Raw genomic sequence first — 26,236 nt, 5'->3', positions numbered from 1 at the left:
TCTAGATATCTAAGTATTTTTTCACAAACTCCAGAATTTGTTTCTCTTTATAACTTTTAGCGAGTTGACGCAGATGCAGCGCAAATGGTCTGTATCGTCGATCTAATGCTTCAATTCTAACGGCTTGTTCTATAATGCCTCGAATGTCACCTCTCATTGCCAGATCGAGTAACTTCACCATCTCCTCGGCTGGAGGAGGAACGATCGCACCTGTTGCCAGTTCGCTTGCTGAGGAATTATCTAAAGCTTTCTCTGTCGATTCTTCCTCATAAATCCATTGCAAACCTAAGTGAATCCTTAATTTTTCTAATAAATCTGTCTCGCGAACTGGCTTTGGCAGAAAATCATCGCAACCGACTGCTTGACTCTGCTGCCGATCGAAATCGAACACGCTAGCTGAGATTGCGATCGCCACTACGCCTGTTAACTCCGGCAATGTCCTGAGATGACGAGTCACTTCAAACCCATCCATCCCAGGCATGACCAAATCGAGGATGACACAATCAGGCTTAAACGCCTGCGCCTTAGCCAAACCATCAAGACCGTCGATCGCTTCTAACACTTCAAACCCCAATGGCTCTAGCATATTAACTATGACAGAACGGTTCGACCATTTATCGTCTATTACCAACACTTTCAATTTGTTGCCTTGAAAACCGATAATTCTTTGTTTACTTATGTTAGTAACTTCAGCTAATTGGTAAATTCTCGGTAATTCTAGCTCGAACCAAAAAACACTCCCTTGACCCAAAGTACTCTTGACTTTGATGTCACCACCCATCTTTTGCACCAACTGCTTACTAATTGCCAAACCCAACCCCGTTCCTTCAACGCGATCGCGATGCCTGCCTACCTGCTGAAACGGTAAGAAAATTTCTTCTAACTGTTCTACTGCCATGCCAATTCCAGTATCTTCTACTTGAAACCGCAGCTTTCCAGCGCGATCGCTCACTTTGAAAGTCACGCTACCTTTTTCGGTAAACTTGACAGCATTGCCCAACAGATTCAGCAAGACTTGTCGCAGTCTTTTCTCGTCAGCACGAATAAATTGCGGTAGGTTAGACAGCTCGTAAGTTAAACAAATGCCTTTTTGCTCGGCGCGAATTTGACAGATATCGACAATCCCCGCTAGAAATTCTAAAAAATTGAAATCGTGACAATCGAGTTCCATTTTTTGGGCTTCGATTTTGGAGATGTCTAGAATATCGTCGATCAAAGTCAGCAAGTGATCGCCGCAGCGATGAATGATATCCAAACCATTCTTTTGTTGCTCGGTCAAAGCTTTTTCTTTCTTAAGAATTTGAGCGTAACCCAAAATGCCATTTAGCGGTGTGCGGAGTTCGTGACTCATATTGGCTAAAAATTCACTCTTAGCTTGACTCGCAGCCTCGGCTGCTATTTCTGCTCGCTGGCGATCGCCAATCTCCTGTTGCAGTTGCACGTTTTTTGCTTGTAGTTCTAACGTCCGCTCGGCAACTTTTGTTTCTAGAGACTGGTTATAATTTTCTAAATCGTGATAGAGACGAGCGTTTTCGATTGAAATTGCGGCTTGAGCAGATAGCAGTTGTAAAATTTCCAGGCGATCGGGTGTAAAAGCTCCAGTTGTGAGATTGTTTTCTAGGTAGAGAATCCCCGTCAGTTTCCCCTGGTGCAGAATTGGCGTGCATAAAATTGATTTTGGTTGGCGAGCGACAATGTAAGAATCGCTAGCAAAGATTTCCTTAACAGTTGCATCATTTAAAACTACAGATTCTAGAGTTCTAGCTACATAATTGATCGCAGAAATAGGCAGGATAGGATGATTCTCAGGCGTTTCCGATATTCTGAAAGGGAGCGCTTCCCGCACCGCAATTTCATCTAGATCAATTCCTCCAGCCGTTTCAATGTAAAGTTCTCCCGCCTTATCTAAGATTAAATATCCTTTTTCCGCCCCTGCATTTTCTAGCACTATTTGCATGAGTTTAGTCAGCAAATTATCGAAAACAATTTCACCTGAAACTGCTTGTGAAGCTTTTATCACAGTTGCCAAATCTAGATTTTTGGGGTTTTCAATCGAGATAGGGCTTAAGGATTGACTAACATTGTCAGGAACGGCTTCTTGCTTCGGAAATCGCACAAGAATTTGGGGATATTTTATTTCTATATCTTTAACTTTTGCCGTGGCTCCCCAATGTAGATAACCGTAGTAAGCTTCGACTAAATAAACTTGAGCGATTTTATCTCTGCCTTGTGAAAAATAAAATTTGGCTGCTAATTCATTTGCTAAGGCTTCTTCTTGAATATATCTATGCTCTTTAGCGCCTACGATCGCGCGATCGTAAGACTCCATAGCTTGCCAATATTGACCTAATACCCGCGCTTGCTCTGCTTCTACTAATTCGTACTTATGCTGAAAATTCATCGGGGCATAGCCTGCCCATTTTTGCATCTTTTTCTGGTTATTGAGTACTCTGTCTAGAAGTTGTTCTTGTTGCGATCGCGATGCTGAGGGATACATGGCAATTTTTGCCAGAGAATCGTAGAAATAGAAGACTGGCACAACCAGAAATGCTTTGACTCCATCTAAATACTGTACGGCTCGATCTGCATTTTCTAACGCTTGCTCGTACTCGCCAAATAAATAACAAAGAATCAGTTTGTTTATATAAAAATAGTGCAGTCCGGTGCGATCGTTGGCTTTCTGTAATAGCGGTAGCGATCGCTCTTCGTTGTACGCTTTACCTAACAAACAGCAACGATTTTGAGTTGGTTCGAGTAAGTTAGCTACTGACTGCTGAAAGATTTGATTCCAACTTAAGGCATTTTCTTGCTTTAACTGAAGCAGAGCATCGCTGACGTTTGCCATGTCTCGCTCCAGATTTGCCAGTTCCTGACCCGTAAAATAGGAATATTGGCATCTTTGCATGGCAGCATAGCCACCATATTCAAAATGCCCGTTTTCCAATCCATTTTGATATCCATTCAGTAGCAGTGGCAAAGTCTCTTTAGCGTGTACTTTTCCATGCATCGTACACGATCCGGCGACAAAAAATACACTAGTTTTGAGTTCTAGGGTGTTGAATCGTTCCACTAAGTTCAAAGCCAACTTACCAAATTGATAAGCCGACTCAACATCCTCAACTATGCCGTTTAAAATCACGCCGTAACAAACATAACCGTAAGCCGAAAAAGGTGTATTGCCAAATTCCAGCGATAAATTCACCTGTTCGCAGACAACCAAGGGAAATAACATCGGTGCGGCTTGATAGGTGGGAGAACCTAAGCTGGTTAGCATTCTGATGGCTGCTAGCTTATCAACCTCAGTCATTAACGGTAGGTTAATCAAGTCTTCGATATTTTTCCCAGCCAAATTTGTTGCTGTGCGGCTGAGTGCGTGTTGCAAATCTAAGGGACTAGGCGACTGAGGTAATCTTACCCCTAGCAGTTCCAGTGCTTGTAAGCCAATGGCGATCGCTTCGAGTTGTTTGACTTGCGCCATGCAAGTTTGAATTTTGACTTCATAAACTTTCATTTTGTCAATCGGGGTTTTTGCCTGTTGTAAGACAATCGTTGCCCATTGCTCCATTTGCTCGAAGTCGCCATTCAGGTAAGCTGCTTCTACCGCTGATTCGTAGAGTGCCAGTGTTAGCTCGTACTGATTCTGCCAGCTATTTGCTGTTAATAATCCCAAACCCATTTTAAAGTAGCGCATAGCAGACTCATACGCTGTTGCTGCTTTCGCTTTCTGACCTGCGATCAGGTTGAGTTCGGCTAGCTCGGATTTTTCCGCGTCTAAAGTGAGTAAGTCAGCACCGTAATTTAGGTGATTGACTAAAGCAAAAATATTTTCTTTTCGTTCTTCAATTGCAGTATTTTTAAGTAATAATTGACCTATTTTTAAATGAGTTGCTTGTTTTTGTGAATCGGGAATGAGAGAATAAGCTGCTTGCTGGACGCGATCGTGTAAAAATTTGTAACTAACTTTTAATGGTTTAACTAATAAAATTTTTGAGGTGTCTGGCTCGATGACGAGCGGAATTTTATAGGCTTCAGAAAGGGGTGAAATTAGATTTACTTGTAGGGCTTCCCATAAATCTTTCGCAGTTTCCAATAAAGATTTCTCATTGACAATGGCTAAAATATCTAATGTAAATTTATCTCCAATACAGGCAGCAAACTTCAGAACTTTCTGCGTCTTTGGTGATAATTTTTGAATTTGGCTAACCATTAATTCCACAACATTGTCAGTAATATCAATTTCTTGAAGCACATGAATGTCCCACTGCCAGCCAGCGCGATCGAAATCAAATGTCAACAGTTTTTCTTGATATAGAGATTTTAGTAGTTGAGTTAAGAAAAAAGGATTACCTTGAGTTTTCTTAAAAACTAATTCAGCCAGCGCCTTAGTTGTAGTCGTGTTCGTGCGGAGAGTATCGGCAATTAATTGGTTAGTGTGAATAATTTGTAAAGGCTGAAGGACAATATTGTTCGTTACGACATGAGCTTGTTGAATCTCAGCCAGAGTTGATATGAGAGGATGAGAGCTATTAACTTCATTATCGCGATAAGCTCCAATTAATAATAAATATTGACTATGCGAGTCACAAACAAGCAACTGAATCAGTTTTAAAGAAGCTAGATCGACCCATTGTAAGTCATCTAAAAAGATAACTAGCGGATGTTCTGGTTGAGTAAATACGTGAATAAATTGTCGAAATACTCGATTAAATCGGTTTTGGGATTCAGTGATTCCTAAACTAGGAACTGCTGGCTGCACGCCAATAATGCGTTCGACTTCGGGAATCACGTCAATAATTATCTGACCATTAGAACCTAAAGCTGTCAAAAGTTTTGCTTGCCAACTGGCAATGCGATCGCTACTTTCGGTCAGTAATTGCCGGATTAATTCTTGAAACGCTTGAATTAAAGAAGCATAAGGAATATTTCGCTTAAATTGGTCAAATTTTCCCGAAATAAAATATCCCCGCGCTCCCACAATTGGTCTATGAACTTCGTTAACTAAAGAAGATTTACCAACCCCAGAATAACCGCTGACTAACATCATCTCCGTCGCACCTCGACTGACGCGATCGAAAGCATCTATGAGAGTTGCAACTTCTCGTTCGCGACCGTAAAGTTTTTGGGGAATTAGAAATTGACTAGATAAATCGAGTTGACCTGCACGGAAGGAAGAAATTTTCTGGGTTGTCTGTAACATTCTCAGACAAGTTTCTAAGTCAGCCTTTAAACCCAATGCACTTTGGTAGCGGTCTTCTGCCGTTTTTGCTAGCAATTTCATCACGATTTGGGCGATCGCTGGCGGAATTTCTGGTTGATGTTCTCTAGGCGATATTGCGGCTTTAGCAATATGAGAGTGAATAAGTTCTAGTGGATTGTTTGCCTGAAATGGTAACTGTCCTGTCAGCATTTCATAGAAAGTCACACCTAATGAATAAAAGTCAGTTCGGTAATCGAGCGCGCGGTTCATCCTACCAGTTTGCTCTGGTGAGATATAGGCTAGATTGCCTTCCAACAATTCAGGATGACGAATGGTCTGATTCTCTATAGGCAAGCGTGAAGCAAGGCTAAGATCGATAAAGATCGCTTGACCTGTTTCGGGATTAACTAAGATATTGCAGGGCTGAATATCTTTATGAATAATGTTGTGTTGATGCAGCTGAGCGACGGCTGAAACTAATTGAATAGCGATTGATAAAAAGCTAATTAATCCAATTTTTTTTCGCGATTCAAGCAGTCTTTTTAAAGATATCCCTGGAAAATCTGCATAGATTAGGGCTAAGCCGCTTTGATAACTCTCCAAAGCCAATGGTTGAACGAACCCTGTTAGTTTCAGGTCGTGAAGAATGTTATACTCGTGTTTTAAGTAAGTCAGCTCTTCTATAGATGTACGCTCGGCTTTTGGAGTTTTAATAATAACTGAGGTTTTGTCTGTATCCCTATAAGCACGATAAACAGTCGTGTTAGTGCATTCAGTTATAACTTCTAGTAGCGTGTAACCCGCGATCGCCATGCTCATATTCTGGTTGCACTAATGGAGTAAAAGTTTTAATGGATGTCAATCGATTCGATACGTTTTTCAATAATGAAAACTCAGTTTTCATAATAGCCAGTCAATAATTCTAGCAAACCTCACAGCTTCCAAGCTTTTTGTCAAGAAAAGCTTAAACTTCGAGCCGAGCGAATTTACGCGATCGCACTCACCCGCTCATCCAGCATCGAGAGACTGCAAGAGCTATTTTTATGAAAACGAATTTGTACTGTCTTTCTCAAGGAAGATGTTAGTAATTCAACAGTAGGATAAATTTTTTGTGTCAAAAATACTCATTTGAGTGTATCAAACGATCTCCTAATAATTAGAAGTACTATTCCTTAGTTCAAATTACTCAAATAACTCGATAGAGATTTGCATGGTTCGTTCTCGCCGTTTTCGATTCGCATCTAACTTCATAAGTGCAATTATTGCTATAGTCCTAGCCTTGGGATTGTGGTTTCCCGCGATCGCCCAGACACCTACAAAAGTCCCTGTCGTGCTAGACGGACAGCCAATCTTTCAAGTCAGCAATTCAGGACAATACAGCGCTCGGGAACGAGCAGAGGCGATCGCTAAACAACTACAAAATGTAGTTCAAGCCGATCGACCGATCCAAGTAGAAATTGAACAACGCAACCAGTTACCGACAATTTTATTAAACGATCGCTACCTGCTGACAGTTACAGAACGAGATGCAATTCCAGGTAGCACGCCACAAGAGCAAGCAAGCCAATGGGTGCAGCAAATTCAGGAGGCATTAGAGCGAGCAAAAACGGAAAGAACGACAGCTTATCTTTGGCAAACTATTCTTTTAGCAGCAGGAATTGTCCTGATAGCTGCTGCTTTAACTTGGGGATTGGGATGGATTAAGCATCGTTTCTTTCAAGCGGCTCAAGAGCAATTAACTGCTAGTACGGAAGCAGATGCCGATCGCCAACCACTACGCATACTAGAATTTTTGTTCAAACTCGTGTTAGCGATCGCGCGGATTGGGCTTTGGGTAGGGGTTGTCCTTTACATCACGAACTTGTTTCCCTTTACGCGGCAGTGGAGTTACCAAATTGCTAGCGTTCTTACGACTAGTCTGGCATCACCCATTCTGACGTTGAGCAATAACTCATACTCTGTCATCGACTTGGTAATTTTAGCCGGATTGCTGTTTGGCTTAGTTATCTTTGCTGGAATTGTCACCAATCTGTTTCGCTCTCGCGTGCTGCGGTATGCTGGCATCAATCGCGGCGCTCAGGAAGCGATCGCCATTCTTGCGAAATACGGTCTGATCTTTGTTGGCTCGCTGGTATTGCTGCAAATCTGGGGACTTGATATTAGTTCTTTAGCGATCGTTGCCAGTGCCTTAAGTGTGGGGATTGGTTTCGGCTTGCAGGATATTGCCAAAAATTTCGGTAGCGGGATCGTATTGGTGTTCGAGCGCCCAATTCAGGTGGGGGATTTTGTTGAAGTAGGAGACTATAAAGGAACTGTCGAGCGGATTGGAGCCAGAAGCACTGAAATTCGCACCCTCGATCGCGTTTCGATCATCGTGCCGAATTCCCGCTTTCTCGAAAATGAAGTGATCAACTGGAGCCACCATAACCCAATCTCGCGCCTCCATCTCCCGGTTGGCGTTGCCTATGGTTGCGATGCCAAAGCTGTAGAAGCCGCTTTGCTAGAAGCAGCTCGCAACCATCCCAAGGTGTTAAAGTCTCCCCCGCCCCAAGTGCTGTTTAAAAGCTTTGGTGACAGCGCCCTAGATTTTGAATTATTGGTTTGGACTAAGGAACCGGAGCGGCAATTTTTACTCACTAGCGATCTGTACTATAAAATTTATGACGTGCTGAACCAAAAAGAAATTGAGATCCCTTTTCCACAGCACGATCTCCACTTGCGTTCTGGAACGGTGGGACTTTCACCACAAGTCGAGTCAGCTTTAACTCAAATGCTGACACGTTGGCACAATAACGGCGATCGCCATTCCCAGACTTCAGGTGATGGCAAATCGTAATTGGGAGGTTGTATATCTGCTCCCTGCTCCCTACTCCCTGCTCCCTACGACAGCACTGCAAACCCCTAGTGGTAATCGAACGGTAAAGGTACTGCCTTTGCCCAACTCGCTGTGTACCTCCAAGCTGCCCTTGTGTGCTTGAACGATCGCCATTGCAATCGCCAATCCCAAACCAGAACCACCAGTCATCCTAGAGCGATCGCTATTCACGCGATAAAAGCGATCGAAAATCCGCTGCTGATGTTCTGGTGCAATCCCGATACCTGTATCTACAACTCGAATGATGGCGCGATCGTCCTCTTTGTCTAAAATCGCCCTAACACAACCGCCTGTAGGGGTGTATTGAATAGCATTAACCATCAAGTTAGTCACCAGACGATACATCTGCTCTTCATCCCCGACGATCTGTAATGGCTTATAGACTTTAATTTCAGCTTTCAGCGTGACTGCTGCGGCAAGCGCTAAAGATTCCAGTTCTTCTACCAAATCGCTAATAATATCGTTAAGACAACAAAGTTGATGTCGCACTGGTAAAGATTGACGCTCCATACGCGATAGGAGTAGCAAATCTGCAACTAATGCCGTGAGTCGTTGGTTCTGGCGGTTGACGGTTTGCAAAATCTCGCGTGCTTCTGGTTCGGGCAAATGCGGCGATCGCAGTGCCGATTCAACGGTTGCTGACAGTGCAGCTAGTGGAGTTCGCAGCTCGTGAGCGGCATCAGCCGTAAACTGTTGAATCTGTTGGTATGACTGGTATACTGGCTGCATGGCTCTACCTGCCAGCCACCAACTCGAAACCGCTACGAGCATAATCGCACTTGGCAACCCCAGCAACAACACTAACTTGACATTGGCTAAATAAGCGTCCACGTCGCTGAGGCTGCGTCCTACTTGTATGTATCCCCAAGGGCGATTGTCCTGAGTATGCAGCGATAGAGAAATTTGGTGGTAGCGATTTCCTTGACTGTCGGTTAAGGTTTGCCACATGGGTTCTCCTGACGTTAAAGGTAAAGCATCCGGTAAGAAACCCAGAGCAGCGACATTCTCTCCCGAAAGACTTAAAAACCTAGCATAGTAGTCGCCCTGGTGAATTGCCCCTAATACGTGGCGTTTATCCCTCTGTGATATCTGTAGCAACTGTTGAATTGTTGGTTCTAAACGTCCTGGTTGCCGTAAATCTTTTTCAACATCGTCGTGTAGCGTACCAGCGACCACCTCTATCTCTCGGTCGAGAGTTTGCCAATGAGCGTGGATAATTGCCCGCTCGACTCCAAAGCCAAGTAGACCGAGAATAAAGCTCATGACAGAAGCATACCAAATTGCAAGTTGCCAGCGAGTTTGAGAAAAAAGCTTATTTTGCTGCATTGGGAATATTCAGGCGATAGCCTCTACCAGAGACCGTTTCGATCGCGCGATCGCTATCTACTACTGCTAATCGTCTTCTGAGCAGGCGAATTTGAGCTGCTACAACATTACTTGTCGTATCCGCCGTGACTTCCCAAAGTTGATTGCGGATCTGCTCGCTAGTGACAATCCGGTTTGGATGCTTCATGAAATACTCTAGCAGCTGAAACTCTTTATTCGTTAATTCGACTAACTGCTTACCACCGGAGCGCTCCAGACGATAGACACTGCGAGTATCGTAGTCCAAAATTAAATTACCTGCTTGTAGTTGTTGGGGTTGAAGTTGAGGCGATCGTCGATGGAGTGCCTTAACTCTTGCTAGCAGTTCCGCCATACTAAAGGGCTTTACTAAATAATCATCTGCCCCTGCACTCAAGCCAGCAACTCTATCTTCGACGCTATCTTTGGCAGTTAGCATTAACACTGGTAGCGGGCTGTTTTGCCTCCTTAACCGCTTACAAAGGTCTATACCTGACATACCAGGTAACAACCAGTCAAAGATAGCTAGCGTATACTGCATCTGCTGGTTTTCTAGGTAATCCCAAGCTTCCGTACCGTTGAAAACCAAGTCAACCACATATTTTTCTTGGTTTAAGGTGCGCTTGATGGCAGTTCCTAAGTCTGGTTCGTCTTCAACTAGTAGCACTCTCATACTGTTGCATACAAATTACTGCTTAAAACTAAAACGTCCGTTGACTTTTTCACCTTTAATATCGGCAGTAACTTTCACTTGATATTGACCAGTTTTGTTTCCTGCAAGCAAAGCCGTGTAGTGTTGACCCTTAGTGTCATACTGAAATGGAAGTGTTTTTTGCGTACCATCGGGCATTTGAATTTGAGCCATTACTTTAGCATTAGGAATTGTTGCGTGACTATCTCCTCTTTGCAGATAGAAATCTAAATGCGTTCCCTTATCTTCTTTCAGAGTAACTAACTCTAAGTGATAAGCTCCTGATTCTACAACCTGACCACCTTTTTTACTTTTACTATCTTTAGTTGCACCTGCTGTTTCACTAATTATTTCAGCTTGCGCTTTAATTTCTGAAGCTATAACGTTTGAGTCGCGATCGCTACTCCCTAAGAAAATAAATCCTGCAACACCTAAAAATAATAAGTTTGAATGGAATGTTTTCATGATTCAAATCCAATTGATGTAATGTTTGTAAACAAGAATATCTTGAGCAATTACGCTTCTACATGACGGAACGTTGAGTTATATCTAAATCTGACACTAGCTCAGTCTTTTTGGGAAATAAAAACTCATAGGTTGCAGAGCGGACGATCCCCCCAACCCCCCTTTTTAAGGGGGGCTATGATTCTGCCTTTTCCAAGGGGAGCTAGGGCAATACAGCTCAGATAAGACTCGATCCTCCCAACCCCCGATGAATTGGGGGGCAATATTCTCCCCTTTTTAAGGGGGGCTAGGGGGGATCTTCGAGGATCTTATACTTTTAACTGAATCATATAGGGAGCTAGGGGGGATATTTGAGGCTCTATCGTTTGTAACTGAATTGTATGGAACCAAAAATTTACCAAATTGAGCATATAAAGCTGGAATAACTAGCAGGGTTAATGCAGTGGAAGTAAACAACCCACCTAAAACCACGATCGCTAAAGGTTGCAAAATTTCCTTACCTGCTCCACTACCAATCACCAGCGGAACCATACCTAGTGCTGAGGTAAGAGCGGTCATTAAAATAGCCGCTAGTCGTTCCATAGAACCCTCAAATAGGACTGACTGCAAGGGCATTCCCTGCGCTAACTTGGCGTTGTAGTTTTCAACTAATAGTAAACCGTTGCGCGTGGCGACTCCAAATAAAGTGATAAATCCGATCGTTGAAGCTACAGAAATGACTCCACCACCCAAAGACACAGAAAAAATGCCTCCTACCAAAGCCAAGGGTAGGTTAATTAGAATCATCAACATGGCAGATATTGACTTGACGGCAAAGTACATTAAAACTGCAATAATGATAATAGCTAAACCACCAAATAAGAGTAAGTTTTGAGTGGCTCGTTGCTCTGATTCAAACTGACCACCATATTGAATAAAATAGCCAGATGGCAGTTGCACTCGCTGTTTAATATTAGTGCGAATATCTTCAATAACAGAACCTAAATCTCGACCGGATACATTAGCAGAAACAACAATTAATCGCGATACATTTTCCCGATTAATGGTATTGGGACCAGTACCGTAGTCAATTTTAGCAACAGATGCCAGAGAAATTTTCTGTCCGTTGGGAGTATCGACTAATAAATTTCTGATAGTTTCTAAGTTATTGCGCTCGCTCTGTTTTAACCATACTAATAAGTCGAATAACTGTTGTTCTTGCAATACCTGAGAAACGACTCGTCCATTTAAGGCAGTTTCGATCGCTTCTGATAGTTGACCGACTGAAAGACCGTAACGAGCAGCAGCAGCGCGATCGAATTGAATTTGTACCTGTTTAATTGGAACTTGGGGTTCTAGCTGCAAATCTACGATCCCCTGGACGTTGCTTATTGTTGCCTGAACTTCAGCACCAATACTGCGTAGTTCATCCAGTTCAGGACCAAAAATTTTCACCGCGATCGCACTTCTCACCCCAGATAGTACCTCATCCATGCGGTGAGAAATAAAACCACCAATACTAGGAGCAACACCTGGTAATTTCGCAAATTCTGCTCTAACCTTTTCAATAGTCGCTGCTCGATCTTTGATTCCTTCATCGCTAATTTCTATATCTACGTGTCCCAAGTTGACACCACCCGCATCTGCATCTCCAGGCGCACGTCCAGAGCGTAACTGCACGGACTCAAACCGAGGATCGCCCTTAAGCGCCTCTTGAATTGCCATCCCCGACTTGTTTGTGACTTCTAATGAAACACCAGGGTATAGCAACATCGCATTGACAAGCGATCGCTCTTGAAATTCCGGTAAAAACACTCGTCCTAGCGACGGTAGAACGATCGCGGAGGCGATAAATAAAGCCACTGCGATCGTCAGAATGATACTCGGAACGCGAATGGAAAATCTGAGTAGGGGACGATACAACCGTTGAGACCAACGCGAAACCCAAGTTTCATCCTCTGGTAATCGGTGGTTGGCTAACAAGATGGCACACAAGGCTGGCGAGAGCGTCATTGCTACCAGAGTTGAAGCAAAAATAGAGACTAAGTAAGCCACACCCATTGGAGCAAAAATTCGACCCTCTACTCCAGTCAGCGTAAAAATTGGGGCAAAAATCACAGCGATAATGACTGTAGAAAATAGCACGCTCACGCGCACTTCGACTGAAGTATCGTAGACCACTTGGAAGGGATGAACCGGATTTCCCGCTAGCTGATTTTTTCGTAACCCTCGATAGGCATTTTCCATATCCACAATTGAGTCATCTACCACCGAGCCAATTGCTACCGCTAGTCCTCCCAAAGTCATCGTGTTGATGCCTTGACCAAACCAATTCAAAATTAGCAATCCAATCAATATTGATAAAGGAATAGCGCTGAGAGTAATGACGGCAGTACGCCAATTCATCAAAAACAGCACTAAGATAACGGAAACAATAATGATGCCATCGCGCAGGGAATCTTCAACATTTTTAATTGCATCGTCGATGAAGTTTTGCTGGCGAAAAGAAACGGTAACTTTAACATCTTTGGGTAGGCTAGGCTGAATATCTGCGATCGCTGCTTCGATCGCTTTTGTCACGGTCGGAGTATCAGCTTGAGGTTGCTTGTTAACCATCACGACAACCGCTCGCTGACCGTTGAAACTGCCATCACCCCGTTGCAAAGCTGCGCCGATTTGTACGTCGGCTACATCACTGAGTAATACGGGTTTGCCGTTACGGGCAGTAACGACCGATTGTTTTAACTCCTCGATGGATGAAATTCGCCCGATGCCCCGAATTAATAATTCTCGATCTGGGTTGACAAGAAAGCCACCAGCAGCATTGGTATTCGCCGCTCGTACTGCTTCGGTAACTTCTGCTAAAGACACGTTAAAGGCTTGTAACTTTGCAGGATCGGTCAACACTTGATATTGGCGAATATCTCCTCCATAGGCAATGACTTGAGAAACTCCTGGCACTGCCAGCAGGCGGTTAGTCATATCGCGATCGACCAGCCGCCTCACTTCCATCAGTGGTGTCGTCTCAGCAGTAAACGCATATTGCAACATCGTACCGATGGGAGAGCTAGTTGGAGAAATTTGCGGTGGCTCGATGTTCTGAGGTAGCTTACTTTGGGCTTGCTGCAATCGTTCTGTCACCAACTGGCGAGCTTGAAATACATCAGTGTCCCAGCTAAAGATGACCTTGACAACGGAAATTCCAACCGCAGAAGACGAGCGTACTGTCGTCACTCCAGGCGTACCATTGATGGCACTTTCAATTGGTAATGTAATTAAAGATTCGACTTCTTCAGGAGCTAGTCCTGGTGCTTCTGTTTGAATTTCAACTTGGGGCGGTGCAAAATTCGGAAAAACATCTAAGGGCATCTGCCTTAAATTGTAAATTCCTAATATGGTGACAATAATTGCTCCCAGAACAACCAGCCAGCGTTGAATAATTGACCACTTCAGGATGGAATTGAGCATTGACTTACCAAAAATATCTTTACTTCCAATCTCCGATCTCTGACTGCTGGCTTCTCGTATGATGGTTGTCGTTCATCGAATTTGATTCGTCACCAAAAACAGACTCTCCGCTCTCGCCTGGTTCGGATGCAGGATAAGTCGATCTGCTAGAACTTTTACCATTTCGATACTCATTCACTTCGTCAGCAAATCCTGTAGACGCTGGCACGAGCTGAGACTTGGTACGACGACTAGACCAAACAGCACCTGCCGCGAAAGCAGCAATACCAATTACCAATCCGCCTGTTGCTCCTGCCAACCACCAAGGAAATTGCAATCCTGTTGTGGTAGAGGCAGAAGTTTTTTCTCCCCCTGCTCCCCCTGCTCCCCCTGCTCCCCTGCTCCCCTGCTCCCCTGCCTTCCCGCCTCCCCGTAAAGACTGTGCGTATAGTTGAGGCGCGCGTTGAGTGACGATCGCATCCCCCTCAAACAACCCGCTTTTGACCTCAATCGTATCCCCAATGGTCTGACCTAAAATCACTTCAACAGGTTGATAGGCATTCCCATTTTGGATGTAAACCATGTGTTTGCCGTTTGCCTCTACCACAGCTGAGCTAGGAATTGCCAGAGCTGTCGCTGTTCTATCTGCAAGTACTTCTAGTTGGGCAAACATCCCTGGTTTTAGGACTCCGCCAGAGTTATCGATCTCGGCTTTGACAGGTACTACCCGTGTTTCGCCTTCTACAACCGAACCAATTACAGCAACTCGTCCAGTGAAAGTTCGGTTAGGCATAGAAGCAACTGTGACTCTAACTGTTTGACCGTTTTTGACTTTATTTAAATCTTTTTCATAAATGTTGGCTGTGGCATAAACCCGACTGTCATTTACAATTGTCATCAGCTTGCCACCTGTATCCTCGAAGGATTGACCGAGAGTCACGTCGCGATCGGCAACTCTACCTGAAATAGGAGCTGTAACTGTTACCTGTCCTTGCGCATTAGCTTTTGCACCCAGTTGTTGTAGTCGAGTTTGATATGCTGTGTCGCTGAGACTTAAATGCGACTGAGCCGCTTGCACGGATGACTGAGCGCGTTTGAGATCGGCTTCGGCTGCAATGACATCTCGGCGGCTATCTGCTGCTGTCAGTTTAGCTTTGGCTTCGGCTAGCTGAGTTTGAGATTCTAGAGCTTGGCGACGGGGTATTGCGCCTTGAGTTAATAAAATTTGGTCTTTGTCAGATTTTTCTTGAGCAAAGTCTACTTGACTTTGTGCTTGGGCAATTTCTGCGGCAGCAATTTGTGAGAAACGCTGATAGTTTTGTTGCGCTAGCCTTAGATCTGCTTGCGCTTTTTGTAAATCTGCTCGTGCCTCGGCTCGCTTTTCTTGGGAAGTGACGCGCAGTTCTACTAAGCCGGGAGCCGCTAAAATAGCGACAGGTTGACCTGCTTGCACGTAAGCACCAGGTTGTACTAATAATTGGGCTACCTTAGCTCCTGAAATCGGTGTCGTAACTTCTACTTGTCGATTGGGCAAAGTTTCAATTTGTCCAGTTGCTGGTAGTCCTACAGCAAGTTGTTGTTGCTTAACTGGTTCTACTTTAATTTCCAAACGCTTGACAGTTTGGGCATCGACTTGAATCGAGTCAGTCGTTTGAGTTGCCTCACTTCCGCCGTGAAATTCATCTCCGTGTCCGCCGTGAGCTAACACAGTTACAGGAACCATCACGATCGCTAGGCTAACGATCGCTCCCGATATGCGGCAAAGCGGTGCAGGCGATCGCTTCAGGTATGATTTGCGCATTATTTATATAGAAATATCCTCGCGTACCATCAGAGCAAACGAGTGCTACAACTGCACTACTGATTATTCAGTTTCCCCTATGCGAATGAAATCAAGATGAAATTGCGATCGCCGATTGAATTTGATAGCGGTTTTCAATTGGATGCAATACACGTCTGTAGGGGCGCACAGATGTGCGCCCCTACAAATGTCATCCACACAATCGACAATTGCTATGAATAGTTTTGATTGGATGAAACACACCATACTTTAAGGACGCACAGTTCGCCCCTACGTTAGCGCTACAATGTATGCGATCTACTGGTTATACCAAGCTTTGCGCCACTGCTTCATTTGAGCAATCTCTTTCTGTTGATCGCTAATAATGTTTTTTGCCAATTGCTTAATTTCCGGTCGCTGCGACTTTTTCAGCGCGTCTTGAGCCATTGTCACCGCACCTTCATGATGCGGAATCATTGCATTAATGAAGCGGAGGTCGAATTGAGAGTCAGCTACACCTAAATCTTGGCTCATCATCATGCCTTGCATCTGGTCTGATGACATCGGCATCATATGTCCCATTTGAGAGTGATAAGCCATCATCTGCTTGCCTGCTTTGGGATACCAGGCTTGTCGCCACTGTTTCATTTGCCCAATCTCCCGATTTTGAGCAGTGATGATGTTATCCGCTAGTTTTTTGATTTCAGGACGCTTTGATTTTTGCTGTGCCTCTTTTGCCATCTCGATCGCCCCTTGGTGATGCATTCTCATCGCATCAATGAATCGCAGATCGTAGTTGGCATCAGCTGGACCTAAATCCATCGACATGCTGTGATTCATCATGCCGCTACCATGTTGCATCATGCTGCCACCATGTTGCATATTCTGCTTCAAATGAGCGTTGGTATTGTTGGCAGTTTTGCTGTCTTTTGCCGAGAGTCCAAAACTAGCAGCTAGTAAACCACTTGTCATTGTGGCGATCGCTGTTAGAGCTATTACCAAAACTTTAGTTTTTCCAGAATTATTTTGCATAAATGACTTTCTATCCATTCAATAGCTTGAAAATTACCATCTCAATTATGAAATCTCTAGCTGACTAGAGAGTCAACTATTACGTTTACACAAGGATATGACTGCTCATACAAGATGAAGGTTGCACTCAATAAAAAGTTTGAATTGTACCAAGATTCAAGTATTACAAAACTAAGATGAAATTAGGATGAAATTACTGTATCTCTACAGTCAGAAATCTGCTCCATACCATTAGAAATAGGCGATCGCATTTGCTACCTTCTAAAGTGAAACTACAGAAGCATAATGACTGCTTCATTATTTTGTTTTTAAAGCTTTTGGAGGAGAGTTATGACAGCAGCTCAATCTCACCAATCATTACTTGAAACTTGCATTCAGGCGTGTCTCGATTGTCTGCGCGAGTGCGAAAACTGTGCCGATGCTTGCCTAAGTGAAGATATGGTACAAATGATGGCTGAATGTATCAAGCGATGTCGCGATTGTGCCGATACTTGCGATTTATGCGCCCGGTTTATGTCGCGTAATTCAGCCCTTCACGGGCAAATGTGTAGTGTTTGTGCTGAAGCCTGCGATCGCTGTGCCACTGAGTGCGAGAAGCACGACCACGACCATTGCAAGCGCTGCGCTCAAACTTGCCGTCGTTGTGCTGAGACTTGTCGCCAGATGGCTACAGCTATGGCTGCATAAGTCAATTCACCTACTGGCTGTTCGATCGATCGGGCAGTCATGTATAATGCGGAATTATGAATTCGGAATTCAGAATTACCCTACGATTAAAATCAAGAGCTTGAAACCTCTTTAATTCCGTGCTTCGGTTGCTTTATCGTCTTCATCTGCTTGAATAATCGGGCAAATTGTTCCAGGCTGCGGAACTGGTACAGACTCCCAACCCGAAAGTAATCCCTTCAATTCAGCCTGCAATGTCATCAACTGCTGAATTTGGCGATCGATCTGTCGCAATTTATCTTCTAACTTCTCTTTAACTTCACCGCAAGGCAAATTGCCGCGATCGTAAACATCAAGAATTTCTTGAATTTCTTCCAGACTCAGACCGAGTTTTTGAGCGCGTTTGATGAATGATAGCCGAGTCAAGACATCGGGGGAAAACTGTCGGAAGCCTCCTTCAGTGCGGCTGGAAGATTGCAACAGACCCAGAGTTTCATAATAGCGGATCGTTCTAATTGGGACACCGCTCATAGCCGTTACTTGACCGATGAGTAGCGATCGCTCTTGAACCAACATAATATGCCTCCAAAGTCAATCTTATGTACGGCGACTGCTCTAACTGCATTTATCCCTACTTATCTATTATCAACTCTCTAGTTAGCTGGAGAGTCAATTAACCTTGAATCTAATTGTTGTTATACCTTCATAGCAATTCTCGGTTGTGTGGATGATATTTGTAGGGGCGCACAGAGAAAGCGCCCCTACCAGACGTGCATTGCATCCAATTGAAAACCGCTATCAACCTAAAAGTCTCGCGATCGCCCCATTTGCCTGAGACTCGTAACTCCCACCAAATAAGTTGAAGTGGTTCAAAATGTGATAGAGATTGTAGAGAATTTTTCGCCGTTCGTACCCAGAATCTAGCGGTAGAACTTCGTTATATCCCTGATAAAAAGCGGCTGGAAAACCACCAAATAATTCAGTCATGGCAACATCAACTTCGCGATCGCCGTAATATGTTGCAGGATCGAAAATGACGGGTTCTCCAGCACTGGTAAAAGCGGCGTTACCACCCCACAAATCCCCGTGGACTAGGGAAGGTGACGGTTGATGTCCTGCCAGGATTTGCCCAATTGCCGCAAGTAACTTTTCCTGTTGGGGAAAGCGTCCGCCTCTACGTTTTGCTAGCTGAAATTGATAGCCTAAGCGGTGTTGAGTATAGAATTCTACCCAATCCGTCATCCAAGTATTGATTTGCGGTGTAGAACCAATCGTATTATTTATATCCCAGCCAAACGCTTGATTGCTGCTGCGATCGTGCATTGCTGCTAGCTGTCGTCCCATTTCTGCCCAAGCCGGAGTTCCTCCACGTCCTAAGTCCAACCATTCCAAAACAATGTATGCAGACCGATCGGTTGTTCCCCAACAAATCGGTTGTGGGACACGAATCGTTGCCGTAGCCGACATTTGTTTTAATCCCAGCGCCTCTGCTTCAAACATGGCAGTCTGGGAGGGGGAATTGAGTTTGACAAAGTAAGTGCGATCGCCATCGGTAACAGTGTAGCCTTGGTTAATACAACCGCCACTCACTGTCCGCTGGCTATTGACAAAAAACTCTTTTCCTGAAACCTTGGAAATATGATGGGCAATCTCCGTCCACATATATACTCTTATTCGGGTTTAGTGGTAACGATACCGTAAGCCGAGGGAGAAAGATATTGCACGGCAGCAGCTTGTAAGTCGGCAGTAGTGAGAGCTTGAATTTTATTTGGATACTCTAAGGCGGATGCTAAGTTTCCGGTTAAAGATTGATAGTAGCCATACAAACCAGCGCGTTCGCTGGGGGTTTCGTTAGCAAAAATAAAGCGATTGGCAACTTGAGTGCCGACTCGGGCGATTTCTGATTCCTGTACGGGAGCAGACTGTATCTTCTCGATCTGGGATGCGATCGCTGCTTCGACCATCTCTAGGTTTTCTACTGGCATCTGGGCAGAAACGTAAAATAGCCCTTGTAGGTGCTGTGTCAAGTTACTCACAGAAATATTGGAAACCCAGCCCTTTTCTTCCCGCAGTTCTCTCACCAATCTCGACGTGCGCCCGTGACTCAAAATTGCTGCTAAAACATCTAGGGCGTAAGTTTGCTCTATCTGTACTAACCCTGGAACCCGCCACAGCATGACGAGTCTTGCTTGTTGCAAGCTGGGATCGACGAATTCGTGGCGGACGATTTGGGTGAAGGGGGGTTCGGGGTGGAGTCGGGAGTCGGTAGGGGCGCACAGCAGTGCGCCCCTACTAGGATGTTGGGAGTCGGGAGTATGTTTAGCAAAACTATTGGCGACGATTTCGATTAATTCTGTTTCGGGTAAGTTACCAACAACCGATGCTGTGATGGACTGAGGTTGATACCAGGTAGCGTGAAAGTCGCGCATTTGCTGCGGTTGTAATTGCGCGATCGCATCCACCGTACCCAAAACTGAGCGCCGATAGGGTAAGCGGTCAAAAGCCATTTCCATCGCCCGTTGAAAAGTCCGGCGACGAGGATTATCGTCAGAGCGACGAATTTCTTCTAACACGACTAAGCGTTCTAACTCAAACGCATCATCGGGAATTAAACTGTTGAGAACGATATCGATTTGCAGTGGTGCTAAAGCTGCAAAATCTGACGGAGCAGTCGTAATGTAGAATTGCGTGTAATCTTGACTGGTTGCTGCATTAGCGATCGCACCCCGCGCCTCAATGCGACGCTCGAATTCACCCATTGTCAGTTGTGGAGTGCCTTTAAACACCATATGCTCCAAAAAATGAGCTACGCCGTTGATAGCATTTGATTCAACTGCCGAACCGACGTTAACCCATAAACTGAGATTAACCGCTTCTACAGGCATTTGCTGAGCTACAATCGTTAACCCGTTAGCAAGTCGGTGCAGTTTGGGGGTAGATATTGGAGGAGTTTTGAGCAGAGTTGAGGTCATGGACGCGACAAAATAGACCGATCTTTCTCTATCTTACTTAGTTAGGGAGCAGGGAGTAGGGAGCTGAGGGAGCTGAGGAGGCTGAGGGGACAAGGGAGACAAGGGAGACAAGGGAGAAGTGGTAAGAGGTGAGAGGTTTTTTCCGAGTCTGTCTGGAAGTAATGTAGTGTATGATACTGGATTGACAAATTTATTGCCCAGAATCCGAAATGTTGAGGGCTAAATTTGTTTGAGTAGAATATGCTGGCAATTTTTAGGAGCTACGCTTGACTCGCTTGAGGGAAGAAAATGCGACTTTTTCTGTTTTCATGTAGCATAGCAACTGCTTTGGCGATCGCTGCTTGTAGCAACGGACAACAAGCAACTTCATCTAAAGACCTAGAGTTTAAACCCGCAGAATTTCAACAATCGGAACTCCAACAGCAAAATCTTAGCGTGGAAACTAAGCAGGCAGAGGTTAAACCAAATGAGGTTAAGCCTATTCAGGTCAAACCTATTCAGGTCAAGCCAATTAAAGTTAAACCACTCAAATTTAAACAGATTCAATTTAGATCGGTAGAATTGAAGCCGATAAAGCTGAAAGAAATTACGTTTAAAGGAGTGGAAGTTAGAGAAAACAGAGATTTAACAGCGATTATTCTGCCAGCAGATGTGCTATTTGACTTCGATAAAGATAATATTCGTCCCGACGCAGAAGTTGCTCTACGCCAAGTCGAAACAGTATTAACGCAGCGTTATGCTAACAATTCAGTCAGGATTGACGGACATACAGATGCGATCGCGGATAATTCATATAATCAAAATCTTTCCGAACGCCGTGCTAATTCAGTTAAACGTTGGTTGATGCAGCAGAGTGGGATCGAGTCAGCACGAATGACAACACGAGGATATGGTGAAACTGTCCCTGTTGCTGCTAATACTAAGGCAGACGGTTCAGATAACCCTGAAGGACGACAGAAGAATCGACGAGTTGAGATTGTCATTCAAAAATAGCAGGTACGTGCGATCGCCTTCTAATATGGCAGTTGGCAAATACGATCGCGAAAGTCATACTGACAGTTGATGACAGTATTCTGACTCAATCTCAGTTACAGCCTAGTTATGATATGAAGTGTTTCTATTTATCTTTAAGATCGGAACAACTTGTATTTTAAAATACAAATTGCCTATAGACTACTATAGATGATGCAGAGAATTGTCAGCATAATGGAGCCGCGCCTATTTTAGAGATTTCTCCCGTCACCAGGGTTCGGACAGCACTTTTGCTAACTTTCTAAATATGGAAGCATCTTTTGAAATTACCCTGCAAATGGTAATTGCTGTAATTGCAGGGATTAGCGCTCAAGTTATAGCAGAATACCTCAAACTCCCTAGCATTGTCTTTTTGTTGCTATTTGGAATTTTGTTGGGTTCTGATGGGATGAACGTGCTGCACCCTCAAGTTTTAGGTGCTGGGTTGGAAGTAATTGTGGCGCTTTCTACCGCCGTGATCCTATTTGAGGGAGGGTTGAACCTAGAACTGCGAGAACTGGGTAAAGTTTCTGGTAGTTTGAGAAATCTCGTTACTGTGGGAACCCTAATTACTCTGTTGGGTGGGAGTATGGCAGCGCATTGGCTGGGAGAGTTTCCCTGGGCGATCGCTTTCCTTTATGCTTCTTTGGTAGTGGTAACGGGTCCTACGGTAATTTCGCCACTATTACGCACGATTAAAGTAGACCGTCAGGTAGGAACTCTATTAGAAGGAGAAGCGGTGTTAATCGACCCTGTAGGGGCAATTCTCGCCGTTGTGGTACTCGATACAGTTTTAAATGGCGAAACCGACCCTTGGATGGCAATTAGTGGCTTGACGCTGCGTCTAGGCATTGGTGGGAGCATTGGGGCTGCTGGTGGTTGGTGTCTTGCCTTCATGTTCAAACGCGCTCACTTTATTTCTGACGAACTAAAAAATCTCGTTGTCTTAGCAGGTTTATGGGGTTTATTTACCCTAGCCCAACTCAGTCGCAGCGAATCTGGACTAATGGCGACAGTAGTTGCAGGCGTGGTTTTGGGTTCTGCTTCCTTGCCAGAAGAACGATTATTACGACGATTTAAAGGTCAGCTAACGATTCTCGGCGTGTCAGTACTATTTATCTTGCTTGCCGCAGATTTATCCATTGCTAGTATCTTTGCTTTAGGCTGGGGCAGTTTATTCACCGTCCTCGTGTTAATGTTTGTCGTCCGTCCCCTAAATATTAGTATTTGCACCATCAACAGCGATTTAAATTGGCGACAAAAATTGTTTTTATCGTGGGTTGCACCTAGAGGAATTGTTGCCGCTTCTGTCGCTTCGTTATTTTCGATTTTCCTGACCGAACGCGGGATTAACGGTGGAGACTCGATCAAGGCATTAGTCTTTTTAACAATTATCATGACTGTCGCCTGTCAAGGTTTAACTGCTGGCTGGGTAGCAAATTGGTTGCAAATCAGCTCTACGCAAGCAACTGGGGTGGTGATTGTCGGCTGCAACCCTTTGAGTTTGTTAATTGCTCGTCTTTTCCAAGAACGGGGAGAAGCCGTGTCGATGATCGATACCGATCCCGTAGCGTGTCAGCAAGCCCAGGCACAGAACTTGAAGGTTTTTTCTAGCAGCGCTTTAGATACAACAGTGCTAGAAGAGGCAGGACTAGCTTCTATGGGAACGTTTTTGGCAATGACCAATAATGGAGAAGTTAATTACGTCTTGGCACAAAGGGCTGTAGAAGAATTTCAACCACCAAGAGTGCTGGCTGTTTTTCCCCGCAATCCACAAGCAAGTACCTCAATAAATCGCAATCGGATCGATCGAGCTTTTGGATCGGATATACCGATTAAAACTTGGAACGAGTATATTAACAGCGATCGCGTAAAATTAGGCACGACAACTCTCAGCGAAGCAGGCTTTGCTTTGCAACAAGCCCATCTGCAAGCTTTGATTTGGGCAGGAGAATTAGTCCCGTTACTACTAGAACGCGAAGATCGGTTACTTGTCGTTCCTGCAACAGAACAATGGCAACCAGGCGATCGCTTAATCTACTTATTACACGATCCCAGACCAAATCTATTGAAACGGCTATCGGGGGCGACACCAGCAAAACGCCTTGCTTTAGAAAAATTGCCCGAAGTCGAAGAAATTCCTCTTCCGAGCCAAAATGTCTCTACAATTTAAAGTCAATAAATTTGTAGGGGCGGGTTTTTACCAAATACCTCAGACTCCGAGCGAGATTTTAGATAAACCCGCCCGTACAAAAGACAAGTTAAGAATTTTTGATTAATTCCCGTGGCGCGTTCGTTTTTGACTGTGCGGATGTGACAGATGCAATAGGTGTTTGCTGTTTTTCTTGCCATAATACGCCCAATAAGTGAACGATCGCTAACATTATGGCGCTACCGGAAATAATGTAGCTGTGGATGGTGTAGAGGTGTTCGACTGTGGTTGTATTCACTGCACCACCACCCGTGATGACATCTCGCAGGGTAGAACCAATAAAAGGAATGGCTTCGATGGTACTTAATTCGATCCGAAAGCGCCAGTAACCGACTTGACTCCAATCGAGAATCATTGCCGTCCAAGCTAAAGCGATCGCGTTGAGGATCAGTAAAATATTGCTAATCCAACCAGTTAACCAACTACGGCGAAACTGCCTACCCAAGAACATCACGACCATTTGAATCAGTGCTACACCAATTAGTAAGGTTCCGGCATAATCGTGTAAGCCATGAATGATTTGACCGTTAGGAATCTCCGTATCGATCCATTGCAAAGCCTGATTCGCACCACCTGCCACTGGTTCGTAATAAAAAGATAATAAAATGCCAGTCACAGCGGCGATCGCGCACAATGTTAACAATGCTACAGATAGTATTGTCGCCGTTCGTTTCAAAACGAATTCATAGGAAAGACTCTTCATAACTCCCGCTTCTCAGTACTCTCAAAATGTGTACTTTCTTTAAGATGCTAACCAAGTCACTCATTTGAAGAGTTCTTTCTAGAGGGGGAGATGGTAAGACATGAAGTCAGGAGTCAGGAGTCAGGAGTCAGAAGTCAGGAGTTGTTTAATCTCTTCTCTCCCTCAGCAACCTTGCGCTTCCTCAGCTCTCTTTCCCCTGTTCCCTTACTCCAAATACGACACCCAACTCGGTACAACTTGAGGCGAACCGTACCAAATTCCAGGGGCTTTGGGAGAGTGCTTGACTCCCTCTAAAATTAAATTTTCTGCTCCCTCTAAATGAGCTGCTGCGATTGGGGTAATGCCATCACCCCAACAATTTCCTTGTCCGCAGGTCAAGCGATAGCTGCTGTATGCCAGCCAACTTCCTCGCCGTCGCTGTCCGAAGATGCTCTTACCAGCAACGCAAACGTAGCGCACTCGGGAACTGTAAAAAGCACCAGGATAGTTATTGTTGACAAAATCGAGATTCCAGCGCGTCCAGCGTTCTTGGCTAATGTGGGGAGTTCCCAGCGTGACTAACGTGGCAACAAAGCGGTAAGCTTCCCAAGGGGGAATTGCGGCGATCGCCGCATTACGAGCCAGGTAAGCTTTTTCACCTAAATAAATTCGCGAGATCCAGCCGCCAGCAGAATGACCGATCAAATTCACTTTAGCTGTGTTGTATTGCCGTAAAACTTGCTCGACCGTGCGATGCAGTTGCAGCAAAATTGGAGTCATCGGTCTACCTCCCAACGTGGGGAACCAATCTTGTCGTTGTAAGGGAACCGTAACGGTAGGAAAGCCTGACTGTTGTAAAAATTTTTCCAACGGACGGTAGGCGATCGCGGCTTCTAAAAATCCAGGTAAAATGACGGTGGGAAGCATAGACAGTAACCAGTGACCAGTGACCAGTGACCAGTGACCACGCACCACTCACCACTCACTCCACCCTACACCCTCGACAAGTAACACGCACTACTCAACTACCAACTACCAATGACCAATGACCAATGACCAATGACGACAAATGACTCCTCAATGGCGAATGGTATTCTCTACGGTGTTAGTGTTGGTCCAGGCGATCCAGAACTGATAACGCTCAAAGGGTTGCGATCGCTGCAACAAGCTCCCGTAGTTGCTTTTCCTAGAGGAATTCAAGACAAACCAGGCATTGCCCAACAAATAATTGCTCCGTGGCTGCGATCGGATCAACAGCAGCTACCCTTAGATTTTCCCTACGTGCAAGACATTGAAGTTTTAACAAAAGCATGGCAGCTAGCCGCCAAGCAAGTTTGGGAATATTTACAGAAAGGTCAAGATGTGGCTTTTGCCTGTGAAGGGGATATTAGTTTCTACAGTACGTTTACCTATTTAGCACAGACGCTGCAACAAATGTATCCCGCAGCCGTCATCAACTACGTTCCTGGTGTCTGCTCGCCTATGGCAGCAGCATCGGCGTTAGGGCTGCCCTTAACTGTCCGCCAAGAGCGTTTAGTCGTGCTACCAGCGATTTATAACGTCAACGAACTAGAATCTATTTTAGACTGGGCAGAAGTCGTAGTATTGATGAAAGTCAGTTCTGTATACGAACAAGTATGGCAAGTCTTGCAGCGCAAATCCCTACTGCAACACAGTTGGATAGTAGAACGAGCTACATTACCAAATATGGTGATATATAAAGATTTAAGCGATCGCCCGCACCTACAATTACCCTACTTTTCTTTACTCGTCGTCCAAGTCAGTCGTCAGTGACTAGCGACTGATCCCATCTTGCCCGTGTGGTTAGAATTCTCAATTGTGGCGGCGATCGGAGTCTTACCCGTTCTGTGGATGCAGCTATC

General features: G+C 44.7%; 17 protein-coding genes. 5 read left to right on the top strand and 12 right to left on the bottom strand.

Annotated features, from left to right (window positions below):
• Nucleotide 1 precedes the first annotated feature (1 nt).
• Nucleotides 2-6,016 carry a hybrid sensor histidine kinase/response regulator gene (locus DSM107010_RS28040; RefSeq protein ID WP_127024458.1) on the bottom strand — a complete coding sequence of 2,005 codons (6,015 nt, stop codon included), beginning with the start codon at nucleotides 6,014-6,016 and terminating at the stop codon, nucleotides 2-4.
• A gap of 391 nt (nucleotides 6,017-6,407) precedes the next feature.
• On the opposite strand from DSM107010_RS28040, the gene DSM107010_RS28035 reads away from it, so the two are divergent.
• Entirely contained in the window at nucleotides 6,408-8,033 is a 1,626-nt protein-coding gene (locus DSM107010_RS28035; protein WP_015155045.1) for a mechanosensitive ion channel domain-containing protein, read from the top strand.
• Nucleotides 8,034-8,063: 30 nt separating this feature from the next.
• Here DSM107010_RS28035 and rppB read toward each other — a convergent pair whose 3' ends face one another.
• The 6 genes from rppB to DSM107010_RS28005 all read right to left on the bottom strand — a co-directional run bounded on the left by rppB (nucleotide 8,064) and on the right by DSM107010_RS28005 (nucleotide 16,810).
• Complete coding sequence (rppB, locus tag DSM107010_RS28030) at nucleotides 8,064-9,398, bottom strand: two-component system sensor histidine kinase RppB (protein ID WP_127024455.1); 1,335 nt, start codon at nucleotides 9,396-9,398, stop codon at nucleotides 8,064-8,066.
• Nucleotides 9,385-10,089 (bottom strand): two-component system response regulator RppA, encoded by a 705-nt coding sequence (gene rppA / locus DSM107010_RS28025; RefSeq protein WP_015155047.1) that lies wholly within the window; start codon nucleotides 10,087-10,089, stop codon nucleotides 9,385-9,387. The genes rppB and rppA overlap by 14 nt, the downstream gene beginning before the upstream one ends.
• Nucleotides 10,090-10,104: 15 nt before the next feature.
• Nucleotides 10,105-10,572, bottom strand: coding sequence for a hypothetical protein (locus DSM107010_RS28020; RefSeq protein ID WP_106168256.1), 468 nt, complete (start codon nucleotides 10,570-10,572; stop codon nucleotides 10,105-10,107).
• A gap of 276 nt (nucleotides 10,573-10,848) precedes the next feature.
• Nucleotides 10,849-14,019 carry an efflux RND transporter permease subunit gene (locus DSM107010_RS28015; protein ID WP_106168257.1) on the bottom strand — a complete coding sequence of 1,057 codons (3,171 nt, stop codon included), beginning with the start codon at nucleotides 14,017-14,019 and terminating at the stop codon, nucleotides 10,849-10,851.
• 19 nt (nucleotides 14,020-14,038) lie between these two features.
• On the bottom strand, nucleotides 14,039-15,799 hold the full coding sequence (locus DSM107010_RS28010) for an efflux RND transporter periplasmic adaptor subunit (RefSeq protein ID WP_127024452.1): 1,761 nt from the start codon (nucleotides 15,797-15,799) through the stop codon (nucleotides 14,039-14,041).
• 297 nt (nucleotides 15,800-16,096) lie between these two features.
• Entirely contained in the window at nucleotides 16,097-16,810 is a 714-nt protein-coding gene (locus DSM107010_RS28005; protein ID WP_106169714.1) for a DUF305 domain-containing protein, read from the bottom strand.
• A gap of 330 nt (nucleotides 16,811-17,140) precedes the next feature.
• Here DSM107010_RS28005 and DSM107010_RS28000 point away from each other — a divergent pair, with 330 nt between their 5' ends.
• Nucleotides 17,141-17,497 carry a four-helix bundle copper-binding protein gene (locus tag DSM107010_RS28000; RefSeq protein ID WP_106169712.1) on the top strand — a complete coding sequence of 119 codons (357 nt, stop codon included), beginning with the start codon at nucleotides 17,141-17,143 and terminating at the stop codon, nucleotides 17,495-17,497.
• 111 nt (nucleotides 17,498-17,608) lie between these two features.
• On the opposite strand, the gene DSM107010_RS27995 is transcribed toward DSM107010_RS28000, so the two are convergent.
• The 3 genes from DSM107010_RS27995 to DSM107010_RS27985 all read right to left on the bottom strand — a co-directional run bounded on the left by DSM107010_RS27995 (nucleotide 17,609) and on the right by DSM107010_RS27985 (nucleotide 20,448).
• Nucleotides 17,609-18,052, bottom strand: a complete 444-nt coding sequence (locus DSM107010_RS27995) for a heavy metal-responsive transcriptional regulator (RefSeq protein WP_106169710.1) — start codon at nucleotides 18,050-18,052, stop codon at nucleotides 17,609-17,611.
• Nucleotides 18,053-18,274: 222 nt separating this feature from the next.
• Complete coding sequence (locus DSM107010_RS27990) at nucleotides 18,275-19,138, bottom strand: fructosamine kinase family protein (protein ID WP_106169707.1); 864 nt, start codon at nucleotides 19,136-19,138, stop codon at nucleotides 18,275-18,277.
• Nucleotides 19,139-19,146: 8 nt separating this feature from the next.
• On the bottom strand, nucleotides 19,147-20,448 hold the full coding sequence (locus DSM107010_RS27985) for a M16 family metallopeptidase (protein WP_127024449.1): 1,302 nt from the start codon (nucleotides 20,446-20,448) through the stop codon (nucleotides 19,147-19,149).
• Nucleotides 20,449-20,736: 288 nt separating this feature from the next.
• On the opposite strand from DSM107010_RS27985, the gene DSM107010_RS27980 reads away from it, so the two are divergent.
• A complete protein-coding gene (locus DSM107010_RS27980; protein ID WP_106169221.1) occupies nucleotides 20,737-21,441 on the top strand; it encodes an OmpA family protein in 705 nt (234 codons plus the stop codon).
• Between the two features lie 286 nt (nucleotides 21,442-21,727).
• The gene (locus DSM107010_RS27975) at nucleotides 21,728-23,632 is read left to right on the top strand and encodes a cation:proton antiporter (protein ID WP_106169220.1); all 1,905 of its coding nucleotides are present in this window, start codon (nucleotides 21,728-21,730) and stop codon (nucleotides 23,630-23,632) included.
• Between the two features lie 88 nt (nucleotides 23,633-23,720).
• Here the strand turns inward: DSM107010_RS27975 and DSM107010_RS27970 are convergent, their stop codons facing one another.
• Nucleotides 23,721-24,374, bottom strand: a complete 654-nt coding sequence (locus tag DSM107010_RS27970) for a cytochrome b N-terminal domain-containing protein (protein ID WP_106169219.1) — start codon at nucleotides 24,372-24,374, stop codon at nucleotides 23,721-23,723.
• A gap of 204 nt (nucleotides 24,375-24,578) precedes the next feature.
• Nucleotides 24,579-25,280, bottom strand: a complete 702-nt coding sequence (locus tag DSM107010_RS27965) for an esterase/lipase family protein (RefSeq protein WP_041462487.1) — start codon at nucleotides 25,278-25,280, stop codon at nucleotides 24,579-24,581.
• Nucleotides 25,281-25,433: 153 nt separating this feature from the next.
• Here DSM107010_RS27965 and DSM107010_RS27960 point away from each other — a divergent pair, with 153 nt between their 5' ends.
• Nucleotides 25,434-26,147, top strand: a complete 714-nt coding sequence (locus DSM107010_RS27960) for a precorrin-2 C(20)-methyltransferase (RefSeq protein ID WP_041462488.1) — start codon at nucleotides 25,434-25,436, stop codon at nucleotides 26,145-26,147.
• Nucleotides 26,148-26,236: the final 89 nt, after the last annotated feature.

This window comes from Chroococcidiopsis cubana SAG 39.79, from assembly GCF_003991895.1.
Lineage (GTDB): Bacteria > Cyanobacteriota > Cyanobacteriia > Cyanobacteriales > Chroococcidiopsidaceae > Chroococcidiopsis > Chroococcidiopsis thermalis.
This window is presented reverse-complemented; position numbering and strand designations above follow the sequence as displayed.

Excerpts from the sequence above, each read along its gene's own strand:
- DSM107010_RS28005 (WP_106169714.1), bottom strand. The coding sequence starts at position 16,810 with ATGCAAAATAATTCTGGAAAAACTAAAGTTTTGGTAATAGCTCTAACA.
- DSM107010_RS28010 (WP_127024452.1), bottom strand. The coding sequence starts at position 15,799 with ATGCGCAAATCATACCTGAAGCGATCGCCTGCACCGCTTTGCCGCATA.
- rppA (WP_015155047.1), bottom strand. The coding sequence starts at position 10,089 with ATGAGAGTGCTACTAGTTGAAGACGAACCAGACTTAGGAACTGCCATC.
- DSM107010_RS27995 (WP_106169710.1), bottom strand. The coding sequence starts at position 18,052 with ATGTTGGTTCAAGAGCGATCGCTACTCATCGGTCAAGTAACGGCTATG.
- DSM107010_RS28015 (WP_106168257.1), bottom strand. The coding sequence starts at position 14,019 with ATGCTCAATTCCATCCTGAAGTGGTCAATTATTCAACGCTGGCTGGTT.
- DSM107010_RS27965 (WP_041462487.1), bottom strand. The coding sequence starts at position 25,280 with ATGCTTCCCACCGTCATTTTACCTGGATTTTTAGAAGCCGCGATCGCC.
- DSM107010_RS28000 (WP_106169712.1), top strand. The coding sequence starts at position 17,141 with ATGACAGCAGCTCAATCTCACCAATCATTACTTGAAACTTGCATTCAG.
- DSM107010_RS27960 (WP_041462488.1), top strand. The coding sequence starts at position 25,434 with ATGGCGAATGGTATTCTCTACGGTGTTAGTGTTGGTCCAGGCGATCCA.
- DSM107010_RS28040 (WP_127024458.1), bottom strand. The coding sequence starts at position 6,016 with ATGAGCATGGCGATCGCGGGTTACACGCTACTAGAAGTTATAACTGAA.
- DSM107010_RS27985 (WP_127024449.1), bottom strand. The coding sequence starts at position 20,448 with ATGACCTCAACTCTGCTCAAAACTCCTCCAATATCTACCCCCAAACTG.
- DSM107010_RS27990 (WP_106169707.1), bottom strand. The coding sequence starts at position 19,138 with ATGTGGACGGAGATTGCCCATCATATTTCCAAGGTTTCAGGAAAAGAG.
- DSM107010_RS27975 (WP_106169220.1), top strand. The coding sequence starts at position 21,728 with ATGGAAGCATCTTTTGAAATTACCCTGCAAATGGTAATTGCTGTAATT.
- DSM107010_RS28035 (WP_015155045.1), top strand. The coding sequence starts at position 6,408 with ATGGTTCGTTCTCGCCGTTTTCGATTCGCATCTAACTTCATAAGTGCA.
- DSM107010_RS27970 (WP_106169219.1), bottom strand. The coding sequence starts at position 24,374 with ATGAAGAGTCTTTCCTATGAATTCGTTTTGAAACGAACGGCGACAATA.
- DSM107010_RS27980 (WP_106169221.1), top strand. The coding sequence starts at position 20,737 with ATGCGACTTTTTCTGTTTTCATGTAGCATAGCAACTGCTTTGGCGATC.
- DSM107010_RS28020 (WP_106168256.1), bottom strand. The coding sequence starts at position 10,572 with ATGAAAACATTCCATTCAAACTTATTATTTTTAGGTGTTGCAGGATTT.
- rppB (WP_127024455.1), bottom strand. The coding sequence starts at position 9,398 with ATGCAGCAAAATAAGCTTTTTTCTCAAACTCGCTGGCAACTTGCAATT.